16 protein-coding genes are annotated in these 17,978 nt (G+C 73.1%); 3 read left to right on the plus strand and 13 right to left on the minus strand.

All coding sequences use genetic code 11. The features are described 5' to 3' along the window. The first annotated feature begins 116 nt into the window (after positions 1-116). A complete protein-coding gene (locus ACIRFL_RS30805; RefSeq protein ID WP_404034812.1) occupies positions 117-1,364 on the plus strand; it encodes a serine/threonine-protein kinase in 1,248 nt (415 codons plus the stop codon). A gap of 13 nt (positions 1,365-1,377) precedes the next feature. Here ACIRFL_RS30805 and ACIRFL_RS30810 read toward each other — a convergent pair whose 3' ends face one another. Further along, positions 1,378-1,914, minus strand: a complete 537-nt coding sequence (locus ACIRFL_RS30810; protein WP_404034762.1) for an RDD family protein — start codon at positions 1,912-1,914, stop codon at positions 1,378-1,380. Between the two features lie 267 nt (positions 1,915-2,181). Continuing rightward, a complete protein-coding gene (locus tag ACIRFL_RS30815) occupies positions 2,182-2,586 on the minus strand; it encodes a hypothetical protein (RefSeq protein ID WP_404034764.1) in 405 nt (134 codons plus the stop codon). A gap of 201 nt (positions 2,587-2,787) precedes the next feature. Between ACIRFL_RS30815 and ACIRFL_RS30820 the strand changes: the two genes are divergently transcribed. Continuing rightward, positions 2,788-3,276, plus strand: a complete 489-nt coding sequence (locus ACIRFL_RS30820) for an inorganic diphosphatase (RefSeq protein ID WP_404034766.1) — start codon at positions 2,788-2,790, stop codon at positions 3,274-3,276. A 26-nt stretch (positions 3,277-3,302) separates the two neighbouring features. Here the strand turns inward: ACIRFL_RS30820 and ACIRFL_RS30825 are convergent, their stop codons facing one another. The 11 genes from ACIRFL_RS30825 to ACIRFL_RS30875 form a co-directional block, all read right to left on the minus strand. Then, positions 3,303-3,866, minus strand: a complete 564-nt coding sequence (locus ACIRFL_RS30825) for a hypothetical protein (RefSeq protein WP_404034768.1) — start codon at positions 3,864-3,866, stop codon at positions 3,303-3,305. Positions 3,867-3,869: 3 nt separating this feature from the next. Then, positions 3,870-5,579 carry a cytochrome c oxidase subunit I gene (ctaD, locus tag ACIRFL_RS30830; RefSeq protein ID WP_404034770.1) on the minus strand — a complete coding sequence of 570 codons (1,710 nt, stop codon included), beginning with the start codon at positions 5,577-5,579 and terminating at the stop codon, positions 3,870-3,872. Between the two features lie 171 nt (positions 5,580-5,750). Beyond that, positions 5,751-6,740, minus strand: coding sequence for an Acg family FMN-binding oxidoreductase (locus ACIRFL_RS30835; RefSeq protein ID WP_404034772.1), 990 nt, complete (start codon positions 6,738-6,740; stop codon positions 5,751-5,753). 121 nt (positions 6,741-6,861) lie between these two features. Then, positions 6,862-7,482, minus strand: a complete 621-nt coding sequence (locus tag ACIRFL_RS30840) for a hypothetical protein (protein ID WP_404034814.1) — start codon at positions 7,480-7,482, stop codon at positions 6,862-6,864. Between the two features lie 893 nt (positions 7,483-8,375). Then, positions 8,376-9,728 (minus strand): aldehyde dehydrogenase family protein, encoded by a 1,353-nt coding sequence (locus ACIRFL_RS30845; protein WP_404034774.1) that lies wholly within the window; start codon positions 9,726-9,728, stop codon positions 8,376-8,378. A 34-nt stretch (positions 9,729-9,762) separates the two neighbouring features. Further along, positions 9,763-11,532 carry an asparagine synthetase B family protein gene (locus tag ACIRFL_RS30850; RefSeq protein ID WP_404034776.1) on the minus strand — a complete coding sequence of 590 codons (1,770 nt, stop codon included), beginning with the start codon at positions 11,530-11,532 and terminating at the stop codon, positions 9,763-9,765. A gap of 76 nt (positions 11,533-11,608) precedes the next feature. Continuing rightward, positions 11,609-12,166 (minus strand): hypothetical protein, encoded by a 558-nt coding sequence (locus ACIRFL_RS30855; RefSeq protein WP_404034778.1) that lies wholly within the window; start codon positions 12,164-12,166, stop codon positions 11,609-11,611. Between the two features lie 103 nt (positions 12,167-12,269). Continuing rightward, positions 12,270-13,118, minus strand: a complete 849-nt coding sequence (locus ACIRFL_RS30860) for a hypothetical protein (protein WP_404034780.1) — start codon at positions 13,116-13,118, stop codon at positions 12,270-12,272. Position 13,119: 1 nt separating this feature from the next. Beyond that, positions 13,120-14,229: a hypothetical protein gene (locus ACIRFL_RS30865; RefSeq protein ID WP_404034782.1), complete on the minus strand. Its 1,110-nt coding sequence runs from the start codon at positions 14,227-14,229 to the stop codon at positions 13,120-13,122. Further along, positions 14,226-15,281, minus strand: a complete 1,056-nt coding sequence (locus tag ACIRFL_RS30870) for a hypothetical protein (RefSeq protein ID WP_404034784.1) — start codon at positions 15,279-15,281, stop codon at positions 14,226-14,228. Before ACIRFL_RS30870 ends, ACIRFL_RS30865 begins: the two co-directional genes overlap by 4 nt. Beyond that, positions 15,278-16,036: a cupin domain-containing protein gene (locus ACIRFL_RS30875; RefSeq protein ID WP_404034786.1), complete on the minus strand. Its 759-nt coding sequence runs from the start codon at positions 16,034-16,036 to the stop codon at positions 15,278-15,280. Before ACIRFL_RS30875 ends, ACIRFL_RS30870 begins: the two co-directional genes overlap by 4 nt. 301 nt (positions 16,037-16,337) lie before the next feature. Here ACIRFL_RS30875 and ACIRFL_RS30880 point away from each other — a divergent pair, with 301 nt between their 5' ends. After that, a complete protein-coding gene (locus tag ACIRFL_RS30880) occupies positions 16,338-17,564 on the plus strand; it encodes a cytochrome P450 (RefSeq protein WP_404034788.1) in 1,227 nt (408 codons plus the stop codon). Positions 17,565-17,978: the final 414 nt, after the last annotated feature.

Consider the following 17,978-nt stretch of genomic DNA (forward strand, 5'->3'; position numbering starts at 1 on the left):
TCACAGAACAAGCGTGCCGGCAATGTACCGCTCGGCACGCGGCTTTCGTACCGTCAACCCGGCCTGCCCTAAGGTGGGGCGGACACCACACGGGGGGAGGCGTCGGCGTACAGCGCATCGGTTCCTACACGATCGACCGGGTGCTGGGTGAGGGCGGCATGGGCACCGTCTACCTGGCGACATCACGAGGCGGCCGCAGTGTGGCCGTGAAGGTCGCCAAGCCGGAACTGGCGAGGGACCCCGGGTTCCGGGAACGCTTCCGCGCGGAGATCACGGCCGCCCGCGCGGTGGGCGGCTTCCACACCGCGCCGGTCGTGGACGCGGACCCGGACGCCCCGGCGCCCTGGCTCGCCACCGCGTATGTGCCCGGCCCCAACCTGGCCGAACTCCTCGCCGCTCGGGGGCCGATGGACGAGGCGGCCCTCGTCCGGCTCGGCCTCGCACTGGCCGAGGCCCTGCAGGCCATTCACGCCTGCGGTCTGGTCCACCGTGACCTCAAACCCGGAAACATCATCATGGCCGACGACGGCCCCCGGGTCGTCGACTTCGGCATCGCCCGTGCCGTCGAGGGAGCCGGGCTGACCGTCACCGGAATGGCTCTCGGCACCCCTGGCTTCCTGGCCCCCGAACAGGCGGAGGGACTGCCCGTCACGGCAGCCGCGGACATCTTCGCGCTGGGCGCCGTCCTCGTCGCGGCGGCGGGCGGCAGCGCCTTCGGGGCGGGCACACCCATGGGGCTGATGTACCGCTCCGTCCACCACGAGGCGGACCTGAGCGCGGTGCCCGCGGGACTGCGTGCGACGGTGGCCGCCTGCATGGCCAAGGACCCCGGGCGGCGTCCCAGCGCCGCACACCTGATGGACCTGCTCACACCCCCTGGGGCGAACGCGCCGCACGTCTATACGCCGACCGTGGTGGCGCCCCCCGCGCCCACGCCGACGGCCCCCGCGACGCCGCCGATCGCCCCGGCGGCCCTGCCGACGGCCCCCGCCGCCGCGCCGTATCCGCCCGCTCCCGTGGCGCCACCGCCCGGGGTCTTCGGACCCCCTGCGGCCTTCGGACCGCCCGAACCGGCGGCCGACGGCCCGGAGTTCCTGGCGATGGACCACAAGAACGCCGTGGTCGCCGATGCCCATGGCATCTCGTTGGGGATCAACGGCCGTCCCAGCGACTTCCCCTGGCACGCCGTCCGGGCCGTCTCCCACACCACGTCGGGACGCGGGCACTCCCTCAGCGTGACGGTCCACCTGCACGACGGCCTCTCGCGGCCGTGCCGCGTCACCGCGGACGACGAGGACGAACTGACCGGATGGATCGCGGACCTGACCCAGGTGGTGAACCGCTTCCTCGGTCCGCTCGGGTAGCCGCGTCGCCCCGTCAGGACCTGGTGCGTACGACGACGCTGTTGGCCGCCTTGTCGTGCAGGCACTGCTGGAACGGCTTGTCCCAAAGGCACCACAGCACGTCGAGCAGGCCCAGCAACGGCACGCATCCCATCAGGAAGCTGGTGAACCAGCGCAGCCAGGCGCGTGAGAAGGAGAGGTTGGCGCCGTCGTCGAGCCGGGCGACCCGCAAGCCGCAGATCCGCTTCCCGTAGGTGGCGCCGGACTTCCACAGCATGACGGGTTCGTAGCAGAGCAGGACCAGGCCGATCCCGGCGTATCCGATCACCCCCGCAACCATCCCGATGAGGTCGCTGTCGACGGTCAGGTTCTGGATCAGCACGACCAGACCGCCCACGAGCAGCACGGCCAGGACCATGAACACCCCGTCCAGGAACCGGGCGGCGAGCCGCGCGCCCTGGTTGCCGAGAGCGCCGGGGGGCGGACCCGCCCACGGGGCGGGCGCGGCCGGCGGGGGATACATCGGCTGCCCGTATCCGTAGGGCTGCTGTGGGGGCGGGTACATGCTCATGCGCGATCCAGAGGGGTCGGAGGGTTCGTCGAGCGGGTGCGGCCGTGACGCACAACTTCCGCGGCCGGCAAGGCGATCGGAACGCGACACGGCCACTGGAGATTCGCCGAGTCACGTCCGCGCGTCAACCCCCCGGACGATCTTCGCCGCCGTCTTCCTCGGCATCGCTCCGCCGAGGGCGCACCGCGATCAGAACGGGGCGCCTGACCGGGCGGATGCCCGTCAGACGCCCCTTGGGTCCTGCAGCCCCCTGTTCCTTGCCCACCACTACCGGAGGGCGACGATCACGATGGCTCCGTTGTCGAAGCGGTCGTCGAAATCGCGGCCGAAGCGGTGGTCGAATCGGTGGTCGAAGTCGCGGTCAAAACCGTGACGGAAGCCAAAACCATGGTCAAAGCCGAAGCCATGGTCGAAACCATGGTCAAAGCCGTGATCGAAGCCGAAACCGTGATCGAAGCGATTGTCGAAGCAGTCGCGGTCGAAGCACCGGTCGGTGGTCACACGGGTGTGCACGGTGGGGGTCGCCGCGGCGGCGGTGCCCGTCGCGCCGATCGCGGCGCCGGCGGCCACCAGGACGCCCGCCGCGGACGCCGCGACAAGACGCCTCACGTGTTGCGCTCGCATGATGGACACATCCTTCTTTTCGATCGCATGTCGCATCGAGGAGGCCACGGCACGGGAACCGGCCGGCCAGGCGGCGCAGCCCGGGCCGCGGCCTCTGGTTGTGGTACGGGGGCGGTGCCCATTTGGATTGGGCCGTGCCTCCGGGTGACGACCGGATACGGTGTGTAGCGATCCGCTCCGGGTGACGGCTGGCCCTGGACCGGCACAGGGGCACACTGGAGGTACGGGGAACCAGGTGAGGAGGACATCGTGGACTTCGATGTGATCGTGGAGATCCCCCAGGGCTCCCGCAACAAGTACGAGATGGACCATGTCCTCCATCGCATCCGGCTGGACCGGATGCTGTTCACCTCCACGCAGTACCCGGCCGACTACGGCTATATCGAAGGCACGCTCGGCCGTGACGGCGACCCGCTGGACGCCCTGGTCCTGACCGGTGATCCGACCTTCCCCGGGTGCGTCGTCGAGTGCCGGGCGGTGGGCATGTTCTGCATGAAGGACGAGGCCGGACCGGACGAGAAGGTCCTGTGCGTGCCCGCACACGACCCCCGGTACCACGACGTCCAGGACATCACCGACGTACCCGAGTTCGACCGGCTGGAGATCACACACTTCTTCGAGGTCTACAAGGACCTCGAGCCGGGCAAGTCGGTCGAGGGCTCGCACTGGGAGGGCCGGGACTCGGCGTACGCGGAGATCGGCTTGGCGCGCGAACGTGCCGCCGAGCCCCCTCGCTAGGTCCTGTCGCGCGGGGGCCATGCTCCTCATCGGTGGTGGCCGGCCGTGCCGGTGCCGCGGCGGTGTGCGGTCCGGGTCGTCGTGAGGTAGGCGACGGCGGCGGCGAGGGACAGCCCGACCACCGCGGCGGGCAGGACGGCGACGGCCCACCGGTCCGGCGCGTGCTCGGGCCACGCGACCGCCCCGAGGGCCACGACGGCGGCAGCGGGCCCGAGGCCGATGAGCAGGGCGACGACGGTCCGGGCACGCGCGACACCGGACTCCTGCCGCGCGCGGCCCAACTCCGCCCAGCCGCACGCCGATTCACGTGCCTCACGGCGGCGCTGTACGGCCGCGCGCGCCCGCAGGCCCACCGTGACGACCGCACCGGCCACCGCCGCGGCACACGGCGCCCACCACGACGGCGAGACGAGCAGCAGTGCCGCGACGATCCCGCTCGTGGTCCACCCGCTGACGCAGGCCGTCGCGGCGCCGCGCCGGGAGTCGGGCCGGTCGGCTCCCGCGCGCAGGTCGGCGAGCGCCGGCAGGTACCAGACGGCGCCCGCCACGGTCACCGCCGCGAGTCCGAGGGCGAGAACCGCTCGGGGCATGGACTACCTCGCCTCCTCGAACGCGACGATCTCGGGGTGGTGCAGGTCGAACGCCGGGGACTCGCTGCGGATGCGCGGAAGCGCGGCGAAGTTGTGGCGCGGCGGTGGGCAGGAGGTCGCCCACTCCAGCGAACGGCCGTACCCCCAGGGGTCGTCGGCCTCCACGGGCGTGCCGTACTTCGCGGTCTTCCAGACGTTGTAGAAGAACGGCAGGATCGACAGGCCGAGCAGGAACGCCCCTACCGTGGACAGGGTGTTGAGGGCGGTGAAGCCGTCGGCGGCCAGGTAGTCGGCGTACCGGCGGGGCATGCCCTCCGCACCCAGCCAGTGCTGGACCAGGAAGGTCAGGTGGAACCCGACGGTGAGCGTCCAGAAGGTGATCTTCCCGAGGCGTTCGTCGAGCATCTTGCCGGTGAACTTGGGCCACCAGAAGTGGAATCCGGCGAACATCGCGTACACGACCGTGCCGAAGACGGTGTAGTGGAAGTGGGCGACGACGAAGTACGAGTCGGAGAGGTGGAAGTCCATCGGCGGTGACGCCAGGATCACTCCGGTCAGACCACCGAAGACGAACGTGATCAGGAAGCCCGTGGTCCACAGCATCGGTGTCTCGAAGGACAGGGAGCCCTTCCACATGGTGCCGATCCAGTTGAAGAACTTCACCCCGGTCGGTACCGCGATCAGGAAGGTCATGAAGGAGAAGAACGGCAGCAGCACACCGCCGGTGACATACATGTGATGCGCCCACACCGTCACGGACAGGCCGGCGATGGCGATGGTCGCGGCGACCAGGCCCATGTAGCCGAACATCGGCTTGCGGGAGAAGACCGGGACGACCTCGGAGACGATGCCGAAGAACGGCAGCGCCAGGATGTACACCTCCGGGTGCCCGAAGAACCAGAACAGGTGCTGCCACAGCAGCGCACCGCCGTTGGCTGCGTCGAAGACATGGCTGCCGAACTTGCGGTCGCACTCAAGGGCGAACAGCGCCGCGGCCAGCACCGGGAACACGATCAGGACCAGCAGTGCGGTCAGCAGCACGTTCCACGTGAAGATCGGCATCCGGAACATCGTCATGCCCGGCGCGCGCATGCACACGATCGTGGTGATGAAGTTGACCGCGCCGAGGATCGAGCCGAAACCGGACAGCGCCACACCCATGATCCACAGGTCGGCGCCGAGGCCCGGCGAGTGGACGGCGTCCGACAGCGGGGCGTACAGGAACCAGCCGAAGTCGGCGGCACCGCCCGGGGTGAGGAAGCCGAAGGCCGCGATCGACGAGCCGAACAGGAACAGCCAGAAGGCCAGCATGTTCAGCCGCGGGAAGGCCACGTCCGGCGCGCCGATCTGCAACGGCATGATCCAGTTGGCGAAACCGGTGAACAGCGGCATCGCGAACATCAGCAGCATGATCGAGCCGTGCATCGTGAACGCCTGGTTGAACTGCTCGTTCGACATGATCTGCAGACCGGGCCGGGCCAGCTCGGCGCGCATGAACAGCGCCATCACCCCGCCGACGACGAAGAACACGAACGCACTGACCAGGTACATCGTCCCGATCTTCTTGTGGTCCGTGGTCGTCAGCCACTCCGTCCACGACGGCCGTGCGCCCACCGCCCTCTCCGTGCGGCCGGACGTCGCCGCGGACGCGGAGACCACCGCCGTCTCCCCCGGCCGTTCGGCCCCCACCTGTTGTTGCTGCGTCTCGTCCACCGGACGGTGTCCTCCCCTTCTGCCATCGGACGGCGAACCGGGAAGTGCCATGGATGCGGGTGTCAACCTGGCCTTCCCGGCCGCCGCCTCATGATCGCCGCAGGGCCACCCGGGGCTGATAGGGCCGAACAGCCCCGGATCGGCGCTCGGGTGGGGCCCAACGGGCCCTCTTCACCCGGCGGCGGGCGCGGGCAGCCCGGGGCCGCGCGGGGTGCCGGTGCCGTCCGGTCCGTACCCGAACCGGATCAGCATGTGCGGATGGCACCGCTTGTGGTGCGGCGGGGCCGTCGCGGCGCGCAGGTCGGGCCATTCCATGGCCTGGTGCAGCAGTGAGGTGCGCAGACCATGGGCGGTCGCCGTGAGCAGCACGTACTGCAGTGCCTGCCCGGCCCGCAGCCAGTCGTCCCTGCGGTCGTGCGGCGTCCACAGCAGGGCCAGTTGGACGTGGCGTTCGAACCACACGGCGGGCCGGGGGACGAGGCGCAGGGGTCCGGTGAAGTCCCGCATCGGTATCCGTCTGCCCGCGTCGGACGGGCCGAGGGCGGTGAGGGGAATGCCGTAGGGGGTGTCCGCGCCGGGAGCGTTGATCCAGGCGAGGGTTTCGGCCGTGCGTGCCGGGTGGGCGTGGTTGCGCATCTCGGCCGCGGCGGTCAGGCGCAGCAGCCGCCGCGTACCGGCGATGTCCGGTATGTGCAGGCGGGCGGCGGCGGCCTGCGCGGCCGCCGCCATCTCCGCCACGATCGGCTCGGGCACCGGGCGTCCGGTGAACGGCATCCGGCTCGTGTGGCGTCGCGCGATGGCCTCGTGCAGACCGCGGTCCAGGTGTTCCTCGTGCGTGCCGAGCGGGTCGGTCAGCCGTACGGCGGCCAGCAGCCCGGGTTGGTGCGGGTCCGGCAGCAGCTGTACCTCCGCACGCCGGCCCAGGTGCACGGCGGCGAGCCGGAGGTTGAAGACGGCCGCGCCCACGGACAGATACTGGGCGCGGTGCGTCGGATCGGTCAGCGGCAGCGTGCGCCCCGGCAGCGAGTGGACCTCCAGCACCTGGCTGTCGGGGTCCACACGGAAATGCCAGGGCTGGGTGTTGTGGATCGACGGTGCCGCGACGGCGGCCGCGAGCAGCGGCTCCACGGTGGCTGGGTCCAGCACGGCTCGGGCGCGCATGATGCCTCCTGTTTCTCGGTGAACGGCCGCTCCCCCGCGTCGTGCCGCCGGGGGGCGGGCAAGGGTGCGGGGCACCCCCGCCGGTGAGCGGAGGTGCCCCGGTGGGGAGGGCGTGCGGCCCTCACAGCAGCCAGCGGTTGCGGCTGACGAAGGGCAGCCGCGCCCAGACCCTCCCCAGACCCCAGGTGGCGCCGGCGCCCGCGGCGGCGAGTGCGATCAGGACGACGGCGTAGATCACGTGGTAGTCCGTGAACGGGTTGGTCGACATGCTCGCCGAACCGTCGGACAGGTGCTTGGCCGGCGGCCACTCCGCGATCCACATCAGCGCCATCATGGCGGTGCCGGCGAGCGCGGCGAGCCGCAGGCCGATGCCCGCGATCAGGGCGAGGCCGATGCCGAGCAGACCGAGCATGAACAGCCAGTCCGTCCAGGCGGCCCCGGCCCAGTCGTGGAAGGTGGACCTCATCGGTCCGGCCGCGACACCGCTGAGGAACCCCTCGGCGGGTGAGCCGCCGTCGATCCAGCCCTTGCCGGACGGGGTCGCGTAGCCGAGGCCGAACATCTTGTCCAGGAACGCCCACAGGAAGACGAACCCGGTCAGGATGCGGAGGCCGGCGAACGCGTATGCGCGGGTGGCGGGCGCTGCGGCGGTCGTCTCGTCGGTGGCGGGAGCCGTTGCCGCCCTGCGTGGGGACGGGAAGCGGAATACCCGGTGCGGGTGGGGTTGGTCGTGCACGGCCATGGTGCTCATCCCTTCCGAAGGGTGTGTCACGCAGGATGTGGTCGGCTCTCGTTGCGCCTTCAATGTCCCGCGCCGTCGGCACCGTGCTAAGGGGCTGCAGGTCCCGGCCCACGGGCCCGAACGTCCCGCGCTCCGGTACCTGTTGGCGGCACGCCTTCCGCGTGCGCGGCACCGGGGAGGGGGGACGGGGTCTCCGGGCCCGGCCCGTGGCCGGCCGACCGCGGCGGCATGACCGGCGAGGACACCGCGGCCACCGTGCTGCTGCGTTCGAGCGGCGCCGTGGGACGGGACATCACGCGTGTGCGCGCACGAGGATCGACGGGGGCGTGGGACGGCGGGGCGGCCGGCCGTCGGCGGGGAGGCGGGCAGTGCGCGAGCGGCGGCCCGTCACGGGGCTCGCCCCGTGACGGGCCGTGGACTTGGGCGTCGGCGGACGCCCTGGTGGTCCTGGGCGCGAGCCGGGGATGCTGCCGTGCCGCAACCCGCCGACCGGTTACGGACCGGCGCGCCGCGGGAGCGGCAGGGCCGCACACGCCGGAGGCCGCCCGGCGGGCGCGTCACGCCGGAGGCGGCCGGTCATGGGCGCGCGCCAGCAGGGCGACGCCACCGAACGACCACCGAACACCGACCCCGGTCCTGCACGACCTGCCGCGCACAGAGGCGGCACGCTTCGCGTCCATACCCGGCGCATTACCGCGGTGAGTTCGGGCCACCACCCTACCGACCGCAGCCGCCGGGGCGTCCGGGCGAGCCGGACGGCTTGATGCCGCGGTGGGTTCGGGTGTCCCGCGGTCAGGCGGTGGCCAGCAGGTGGCCGCGGCCGTGGCGGGGCGCCGGTCGGCGCGGTGGTCGCCGCCGCGCTCGCCTTCCGGCGGGAGCCGTTGGAGCGGGGCTCACCTTCCGGGGGTCAGGCGGGCGGTTATTGTCTTGGGGCGTTGGTACTCGGGCAGGGCCAGTGTGCTCAGGTCGGTGCCGTGGCCCGAGGCTCCACGGCCGCCGTGCGGGAGTTCGGCGGTCTGCACCAGGTGGCAGTTCAGCCACGCCTCCCCCGCGTTCAGGCGGCCTGCGAGGTCCAGGCCCGTGCTCAGGTCGCGGGTCCACACGCTCGCCGCCAGCGCCTGCGGCACGGAGTTGGCGAGCGCCACGGCCGCGCCCGGGTCCGCGGCCCACTGCACGGTGAGCAGCGGTCCGAAGACCTCCTCCACCACCGCCGGGTCGTCGTCGGGGAGGTCGGCCAGGATCCGGGCGGGCCGCCAGAAGCCGTTCTCCTCGCCGGGCCCCGGGGCGATGCCGGCGGCGATGTTCCGGCCGGCGGCGGACGCCTCCACGATGCCGTCGTAACGGGCCAGCTGGTCCGGGTTGTTGAGCGGTCCGAAGTCCCGTCCCGCGAGGTGGTCCCGGGCCGCGGCGGCCAGGTGTTCGACCGTCCGCTCGTAGTTCTCCCGCAGGGTGATGACCCGGGCGGGCGCGGCGCAGCTCTGCCCGGCGTTGTAGGTGCAGGCACGGACCAGTTGGACCCAGGTGTCGTCGGGCGCGTCCGGCAGGACCACCGCGGGTGCGTTGCCGCCGAGTTCGAGACTGACCCGGCGCCCGGCGGCCCGCGCCGCCACGTCGGCCCCGGCCGCCGCGCTGCCGGTGAACGCGACCATGTCGACGTCGGCCTCGACCAGCAGCCGGCCGGTCTGCCGGTCGCCGGGCAGGGCGGTCAGGACGTCGGGGCCGAGCGCTTCGGCGGCGTGCTCGGCGAGGAGCCGCAGCGCGTCCGGGGTGGTCTCGGCGGGTTTTGCGACCACCGTGTTGCCGGCGGCGAGGGCCGGGGCGCACCGCCAGGCGGCCATCATCAGCGGGTAGTTCCAGGGCACGACGACGCCCACGACCCCGAGGGGTTCGAAGCGCACCCAGCTCTCGTGGCCGTCGACCAGCCGTCCGGCGGCCGGTGCCGACTGGGCGCGGACGGCGGAGGCGTAGAACCGGAAGAGGTCGGCGACCTGTGCCACCTCGCCCGTGGTCTCGCCGGCGGGCTTGCCGGTGCCGGCGGCCTCCCGTGCCACGTACGCGTCGGCGTGCTGTTCCACCAGCGCGGCCAGCCGTTCCAGCCGCCGGGACCGCTCCTTGGGGGTCAGGCCGCGCCAGCCGGGCAGGGCGGCGCGGGCGGCCGCGACCGCCGACCGCACCTCGCTCTCGCGCGCGACGGGGGCACTGCCCCGGTCCCGGCCGGTGCGGGGGTCGATGAGAAGGGTGTTCACGAGTCGGTCGTCTCCTCGGTCCGTTCGTGGAGGTTCACAGGTCGTACGCCCGCAGCCACAGCTCCAGGGTGAGCACCAGCCACAGCTTGCCGCCCTGCCGGGGCAGCAGCGTGCCCTCGCCGCGCAACCAGGTGCGGACGGTGTCCGGCCGGAACAGGCCCCGTCGTCGCGCGGCCCGGCCGAGCAGCAGGTCGCCGCCCAGTTCGCGCAGCGGCCCGTTAAGCCACTGCTGCACCGGAACCCGCATCCCGCTCTTGGGCCGGTCCACGACGGTGGCGGGCAGCAGGTCCCGTACGGCTTCCTTCAGCACCCACTTCTCGGCCGTGCCCCGGAGTTTGAGCGCGGGCGGGGTGGCGAAGGCGTGGTCCACCACCCGCCGGTCGAACAGCGGGGCGCGGCCCTGGAGTCCCTGGGAGGCGGTCAGCCGTTCCACCTTGGTGAGGATGTGATGGGCGCCCTTGGTGCGCAGATTGCAGTGGAGCAGTTGGTTGAGGAGGTGGGTCATCCGGTCCGGGCCGGTGAGGTACGGCTCGACGAAGCGCTGTGGGCGCGGCGCCTGCTCCAGCGCGGACAGCGCGTCGGCGGTCAGCAGGTCGGGCAGGTCGGTCCAGCACTTTCGGTAGGACCGCAGATAGGCGGTGGCCCGGTCCTCGTACCAGGGCGACTCGTGCGCTCCCGGAGTCCCGGCGTGCATCTCCTGGACCAGCATGGGGAGGTTCTTCGGCCCGCCGAACACCGGGTCTCCGCCCTCCCCGTTGAGCACGGTGCGCAGCCCGTCGCCGGCGACCGCCTCGGCGAGCATCAGGTTCGGCACCGTCAGCGGGTCGCCGACCGGGCTGTCGAGCAGGGCCGCGGTGTCGGCGAGCCGGGCGGCGACCGCCGTGCCGGACACCGTCAGCACCCGGTGGCGGGTGTGGCAGTGGGCGGCGACGAGGCCCGAGTAGCCGAGTTCGTTGGGCAGTTCGTCGCCGAAGCTGATGGAGTAGGTGTGCACGGGGTGGCTGTGCAGCTTCGCGGCGAGCGCGGTGACGAGCGAGCTGTCGATGCCGCCGGACAGCAGGACGCCGACGGCCTCGGCGTCGGGCAGCCGCCGTGCGGTGGCCTCTTCGAGCAGGGCGCGCAGGGTGAGGACGTGGTCGTCGGATCCGCCGGCCGGCCCGGCCAGCCGTTCCCGGGGTTCCCAGTGCACCGTCTCGGTCACGGTGCCGTCGGCCGTGAGCCGCAGCACCCGGCCGGGCAGCACTTCGCGCACGCCCTCCAGCAGTGTCTCGTCGCCGGGCAGATAGGCGAAGGTGAGGAAGGAGCGTACGGCGGACAGGTTCATGCGGGTGCCCAGCGCGGGCCAGCGGCGCAGGGCGCGCAGCGAGGTGGCGGCCGCCCAGGTGTCCGCGGCACGGGCGTAGAAGAGGGTGCGGGCGCCGACGTGGTCGCGGATCAGCACGAGGTCGTCGCCGTCGAGGACGGCGAGCGCGAACATGCCCTCGGCCAGTGCGACACCGGGTGCGCCGAGCCGGGCCCAGCAGCGCAGCAGCAGTTCGCCGTCGGCGGTCTCGGGCGGGGCGGGGGCGCCGTCGGCGGTGAGGGCGGCGAGGAGTTCGGCGCGGTTGTGCAGGGTGACCTCGCCGACGGCGCGCATCCCGTGCGCGTCGAACGGCCCCTCGGCGTGCCCGGGTTCGTCCCGCACGAGCGCGAGTCCCGGCGCGACGGCCGGGGCGCCCATGGCGGCGAGGTGCAGGTCGGCCGCGCCGGGCCGGCCGTCGGCGGGGCCGGTTCCCGGCGCGAGACAGACGCAGAAGCGCGCCATCGCAGGTCCTTTCCTGTTGCCGCGCGCCCGGGTGTCCGGGTACGCGCGTCCTTCCGTCGGGCCGAGGGGCGGGCGGTCAGCCGAAGTCGTCGTCGCTCCAGCCGCCACCGTCGTCGCCCCAGTCCCCGCCGTCCCAGTCGGCGTCGCTGCCACCGTCGCCGTTGCCTCCGTCGCCGCCACCGTCTGCGCCGCCTGCGTCGCCGCCGCTGTCGCCGCCGGAGGAGGAGGCCCGCGCCTGCTGGCGCAGCTCCTCTTCCTCCTCCGGGGTGAGGCTGAGCGGCGGCAGCTGGGCGGCGGTGACGGCGAGGGACGCCACGCCGATGCCGACGAGGACGGCGCCCATCCGGCCGCCGAACGACGTCCGGTTGATCATGAGGGTTTCGCCGCGTCCCCACAGGGTCCGGCCGTAGCCGAGGTCCCGCCCGTAGGTCACCGTGCCGTCGGCGAGCGTACGCTTGACGATCTTGTCGCCCAGCAGTTCGTCGGTGCCCGTGGCTCCCTGGTCGTCACGCCAGTGCACCGTGCCGGCCGGGCCGCGGCGACGCCACTCCTGCCGGCCGTCCTCGTAGGTGCGGTGGACGCTGCGGTCGGCGAGCAGTTCGTCCGTGTAGCCGATTTCGCGTGGGCGGATCATGCGCTTCGGTCCTTGGGTCTGCGGTGCTCGGGCATACGGTCCTCGGGGCGGTGTCGGGTCAGGCGTGGGCACGGTGCGGGGCCGGGCCTGGCATCGCGGCAGTTCACGCGTCGGGCCAGGTCAGAAAGCCGGCGGTACGCAGCTCGCGCAGCTCGCCCCAGACGGAGTGGCGGGCCGGCCGGGGCCCGCGGGTGAGCCGCAGCACGGCGCGCAGCAGCCGCGCCGGCGGTACCGCGGCGACCTCGGCGAACCGGCCGTCGGCGAGCCAGTCGACCTCCGAGGGCCTGAGCCCGCGGGGCACGGGTCCGAGCGGCGGCACCGGGCCCGGCCTGCGCCCGGACACCAGGCGCAGCGCCTGGACGTGCCGGGGCACAAGACCGAGCGAGACGACCCGGACGGGCACCGATCCCAGGGCCTCGCGCACCCGCGCGGGCAGGGCGATCCCGGCGGGGGCGGCGTCGTGCAGGACGTGCACGGTGGCGTCCCCGGCCCGCTGGAGGGCCGCCACCAGACGGGGGTCGAGCGGCAGATCGTCCGTCGCGCTCAGCACGGGACAGGCCGCCTCCAGATGCACATGGTTGGCCAGCAGCATCCGGGCGATGGCACGGTCCTGGCAGATCAGCAGCCGGGGCAGCCCGTACGCGTACAGGTCGGGCTCGTGCGCGGGCCCGTCGAGCGCGCGGCCCGCGGGCGGAGCGGGCAGCAGTCCGGCCGGCTTGCTGCCGTGCAGCACCTCGGTGAACCGGGACAGCCTCAGTGGCGGGGCCGGACTGTACGGGATGCGCCGCACCGGCCCGGGTGTCGGGCGCAGCACCCGGCAGGTCTCGTAGTACAGCTGCCGCTCGGTGAAGCGGATGCCGCCGGGGGAGGCGGCGCGGCGTGCGGCGACGGTGATCGCCCGCTCCAGCACCAGCCGGCCGACCGGGCCGGTGGATCGCGTGGCCGTCGGCATGTCAGGTCCCGTCCTTCGTCAGGGGTGGTTCGGCGGGCCGCGGCCAGCTCATGAAGCCGACCGCGGCGGCCGGTCGCCGCTGCGGGCCGGCGGCGCCGCGGGCCTTCCGGGCGGCTCGCTCGACGGCCGCGGTCAGCAGGGCGGGCGGGACCGCGGCGATCGGGCTGCGCCAGCCCTGGATCAGCCATCGCGCCTCCTCGGGTGCGGTCCGGGCGATCCGTGCCAGCCAGAGCGGCGTCTCCCGCAGTACCTGCGCGGGCGGTTCCTCGTGGAGTGTCACGGCCGCGCTGTTGCCGACGACCGCCCGCACCGGCAGCCCCGCGTCCACGACCGCCCGCGGTGGCCGGCTCGCGCGGGCGTCGGCGACCAGCTGGAGCCCGCGCAGGCTCGCGTCGTGGAGGACCACGACGGGTCCGGTCCCGGAGAGTTCTTCCAGGTCGGCGGCGAGCGTCAGGTTCAGCCGCCGGGGAAGGCCGTTCGCCGACAGGAACACGCGGACGGCGCGGTCCGGGCAGAGCAACTGCACCGGGTCCGGCTCCGGTTGCCCGCCGGTGCGCGGTGCCGTGCCCGCGCCCGGCTCCCGGTACGTCTCGTCGTCGACGACGGCGGTCGGCAGGCTTCCGTACGCCTCGACCCAGCGCGCGCAGATCATCGCCCGGAAGTCCCGCAGCGAGGGCGACAGATACGCACCGGCGCGGCGCGCGGGACGGTACGGCTTGCCCTTCGCCACCACGTACACGACGGCTGCCACGGCCGCGCCCGCCCACCACAGGAGGCCGGAGAGGGACCCCTCTTCGACCGGGAACGCGAGCGCCACAAGACCGGCGACGAGGACCACCGCCACCGAGCGGCCGACCCACGCGGGACGTCCGCTCGCCGGGGCCGCCGTCCAGGTGCGGTTGGCGTTGCGGGCCAGGTACCACAGCTGGGTGACGGTGACCTGCCGGCGGCCCGCGTCGGTGGCCTTCTCGGCGATGCGCCGGATGCGGATGTCGTGCATGCCGCGGCCGTGCACCTTGGGATCGAGGGCGAAGGCGCGCCCGCAGCGGGCGCACACACTGCCCGCGCGTTCCTTGCGCGGCAGGGACGCCTGGCAGTGAGGGCAGATCATCCGCCCTCCCGCGGCCAGGTCATGAATCCGATGTCGGCGGCCCGCCGCCGCTGTGTTTCGGCCGCGGCGCCGGCCCGCTCGACGGCACGGGAGACGACGGCCAGCAGCTTGGCCGGCGGCACCCCGACGAGCGGGAACCCCCACCCCTTGGCCAGCCACTTCAGCTGGTCGCGGCTGAACTCCCCGCTGTCGCGCAGCCGGGCCATGACGGTCGGTCCCGGCGGCTCGCCGCGCACGGGCACGGCCCGCGCGAGACCGTGCACGGCGCCGAGCGGAAGTCCGACGTCGACGACCGGACGCCCCGGCTGCGCGAGGCGGACGCGGCGGGCGAGCAGCAGGCCGCGGGCGTCCGCGTCGTGCAGGACCAGGACGGGGCCCGCGCCGGGTGCGGCGGGCAGGGCGGCCGGGTCGGCCACGAGGGTGAGCCGGTGACGGGCGGTCAGGCCCGCAGCGTCGAGGAAGACGGCGACGGAGCGGTCGGGGCAGACCAGCACGAGCCGGTCGGACGGGGTGGCCGGTGCCGGGCCGGTTGCGTCGTGCGCCGGACCGGCGTGCGGGGACGGGTAGCGGCTGTCGTCGATCACGCCGGGCGGCAGCGAGCCGTAGACGCTCTTCCATTCCTCCAGCGGGCCGGTGCGGAAGTCCGTCCGGCTGAGCCGGGGACGGCCCCGGCCGACGCCCATCACCCGCGCGACCACGAAGCCGAGCGCCACGAGCAGCAACAGGCCGCCGCCGACGCCGAACGCCATGACCTCGGAGCCCGCGGCGATGAACAGGGCGATGGCGCCGAGGACACCCAGCACGATGGCGCAGCCCGTGTCGACCTGGCTGGCCCGCAGCGACTTGCGCGCCAGGGCGTACCACAACTGGCCGGGGGTGCAGGGCAGTCGGCCGTCCTGGGTGAGCCGGGCGACGATCCGGCGGACCCTGAGGTCGTGCAGGCCCAGCGGGTTGGTCTTGGGGTCGAGGGCGTAGCTGCGGCCGCACGTGCCGCATCTGTTGCCCGGCCGTTCCTTGCGCAGCAGGGATGTCTCGCAGTGCGGGCAGATCATGGACGGCCCTCCAGGTGCTGTGCGAGCCGGCGCAGTCGGGCGGCCAGCCGTTCGCGCACGGTGGTGACGCCCGGTCCCCGCGCCTGCTGGACCCGCTCGATGTCGCGCAGGGCGGCGGCGAGTTCGAGGTAGCCGGTAGGGGCGAGGGTGCTCGTGCCCGGGTGCGGCCCGGCGCTGCCGTGCGCCCCACTGGCCGCCCTGCGCTCCGCCTCGGGTGCGGTGATCGCGTAGTCCTCGTGGTCGATGCCGTAGCCGGTGTTGGCGGCCAGGATGGTCAAAGGGGTGGTGTCCCGGTTGGCGAAGGAGTGCGGCATCATCTCCGGGATGCGGATCAACTCGCCCGGGGCGAGCGGGACTTCGGTGACCCGGCCGCGCTCGCTGTCGTACAGGCCGCAGGCCGCGTAGCCGAGGCTGAGGACGTAGTGCTCCCCGCCGTGCGCATGCGGGGTGAAGGCGCTGCGCGGGCCGACGATGCCGAGTTTGACGGTGGCGTTGGAGGGACGCTCGGGGGACGTGGCGGCATCCCCGACGAGATAGTGGGCGAACTGCCCGTCGTCGATGAACCGGAGCAGGTCCCGCTCGGGTCCCAGTTCCCGGGCGCCGTCACGGTCGCCGAGGAGGACGGAGCCGTCGGATCGCAGCCGGTACAGCCGCACACCGCGCGGCAGCCCGCCCCACCCACCCCGGCCGTCCTCGACGGTCCGTATCCCCGGGCCCGTCCTGCCTGCCGAATCTTCACGCGAGCTGCCGGACAACCGCGCCTCCCCCATGTGCCGCCCACGAACGCATGCGCATGGTAGTCCGCTGATCCAGAACGCGGCGAGGTTGCCCGGGAACCAACGGCCGACACGCGGCCGAACGCCGGGTGAACGGGAGCCTGGCGGCGGGGAGTACGGCACGATCGGCGAGGGCGCAGGACGGTCCGGCCGAGCGGTCATGGGTGGTTTTCGGCCAAGGGTGGCCGTAAGGCGACCAGTAGGCGGAGACACGGCTGTCGGGGTGCGTAGTTGATCAATAACCTTGTCACCGCATGCCGTGACTCACTCTAGGAGCCCCATGTCCACCGCTCAGCAGGTACCCGACATACTCTCGCCCGAGTTCGCCGAGAATCCCTACCCTGCCTACCGAGTGATGCGGGAGAGCGCGCCCCTCATCTGGCACGACGTCACACAGAGCTACATCATCTCGCGCTACGAGGACGTGGAGCGCGTCTTCAAGGACAAGAACGGGGAGTTCACCACCGACAACTACAACTGGCAGATCGAGCCCGTGCACGGCAAGACGATCCTGCAGTTGAGCGGTCGCGAGCACTCCGTACGGCGGGCCCTGGTCGCACCGGCCTTCCGCGGCAGCGATCTGCAGGAGAAGTTCCTGCCCGTCATCGAGCGCAACTCCCGTGAGCTGATCGACGCCTTCCGGCACACGGGCTCCGCGGACCTGGTCCACGACTACGCGACCCGTTTCCCCGTCAACGTGATCGCGGACATGCTGGGCCTCGACAAGGGCGACCACGAGCGGTTCCACGGCTGGTACACGTCGGTCATCGCCTTCCTGGGCAACCTGTCCGGTGACCCGGCGGTCGCGGCGGCCGGTGAGCGCACCCGGGCGGAGTTCGCCGAGTACATGTTCCCGATCATCCGGGAGCGCCGCCAGAACCTCGGCGACGATCTGCTGTCCACGCTGTGCGCCGCCGAGGTGGACGGTGTGCGGATGAGCGACGAGGACATCAAGGCGTTCTGCAGCCTGCTGCTCGCCGCGGGCGGCGAGACCACCGACAAGGCGATCGCCAGCATCTTCGCCAACCTGCTCGCGCACCCCGAGCAGTTGGCGGCCGTCCGCGAGGACCGCGGTCTGATTCCCCGCGCCTTCGCCGAGACGCTGCGCTACACCCCGCCCGTCCACATGATCATGCGGCAGTCGGCGACCGAGGTCACGCTCAGCGGGGGCACCGTACCAGCGGGCGCGACCGTCACCTGCCTGATCGGCGCCGCCAACCGTGACGAGGGCCGGTACGCCGACCCCGACCGGTTCGACATCTTCCGTGACGACCTGACCACGACGACCGCGTTCTCCGCAGCGGCCGACCATCTGGCGTTCGCGCTCGGGCGGCACTTCTGCGTGGGCGCGCTGCTGGCGAAGGCGGAGGTCGAGATCGGCGTCGACCAGTTGCTGGACGCCATGCCCGACGCCCGGCTGGCCGACGGGTTCGACCCGGTGGAGCAGGGCGTGTTCACCCGTGGCCCGCAGTCGCTGCCGGTGCGCTTCACTCCGCACACCGCCTGAGCCCGCCCGACGCACACCACACACCGCAGCGCCTCAGGCTCAGGCCGCTTGCCGCCGCGCCGCCGACGGCTCAGGCGCACGCCGACCGGGCCGACGCCGGGCGCCCTCCGGGCCGGCGGACCGCGGCCGGACCGGGTCACGACGCGCAGGTCGTGACCCGGTCCGCCGTACCGCTCGCCGTCCCACCCCGGACGGCACCGCCCGGGCCGGGTACGCCACCGCCACAGACAGGCGCGGCACCCCCACGGGCAGACGCGCCACTGCCGCGGACGAGTGCGCCACCGCCCGGAATGCGCACGCCACCAGCACGAACCGGCGCGCCACCGCCACAGACAGGCGCGGCACCCCCACGGGCAGACGCGCCACTGCCGCGGACGAGTGCGCCACCGCCCGGAATGCGCACGCCACCAGCAC

It is taken from the genome of Streptomyces sp. NPDC102462, from assembly GCF_044765425.1.
GTDB lineage: Bacteria > Actinomycetota > Actinomycetes > Streptomycetales > Streptomycetaceae > Streptomyces.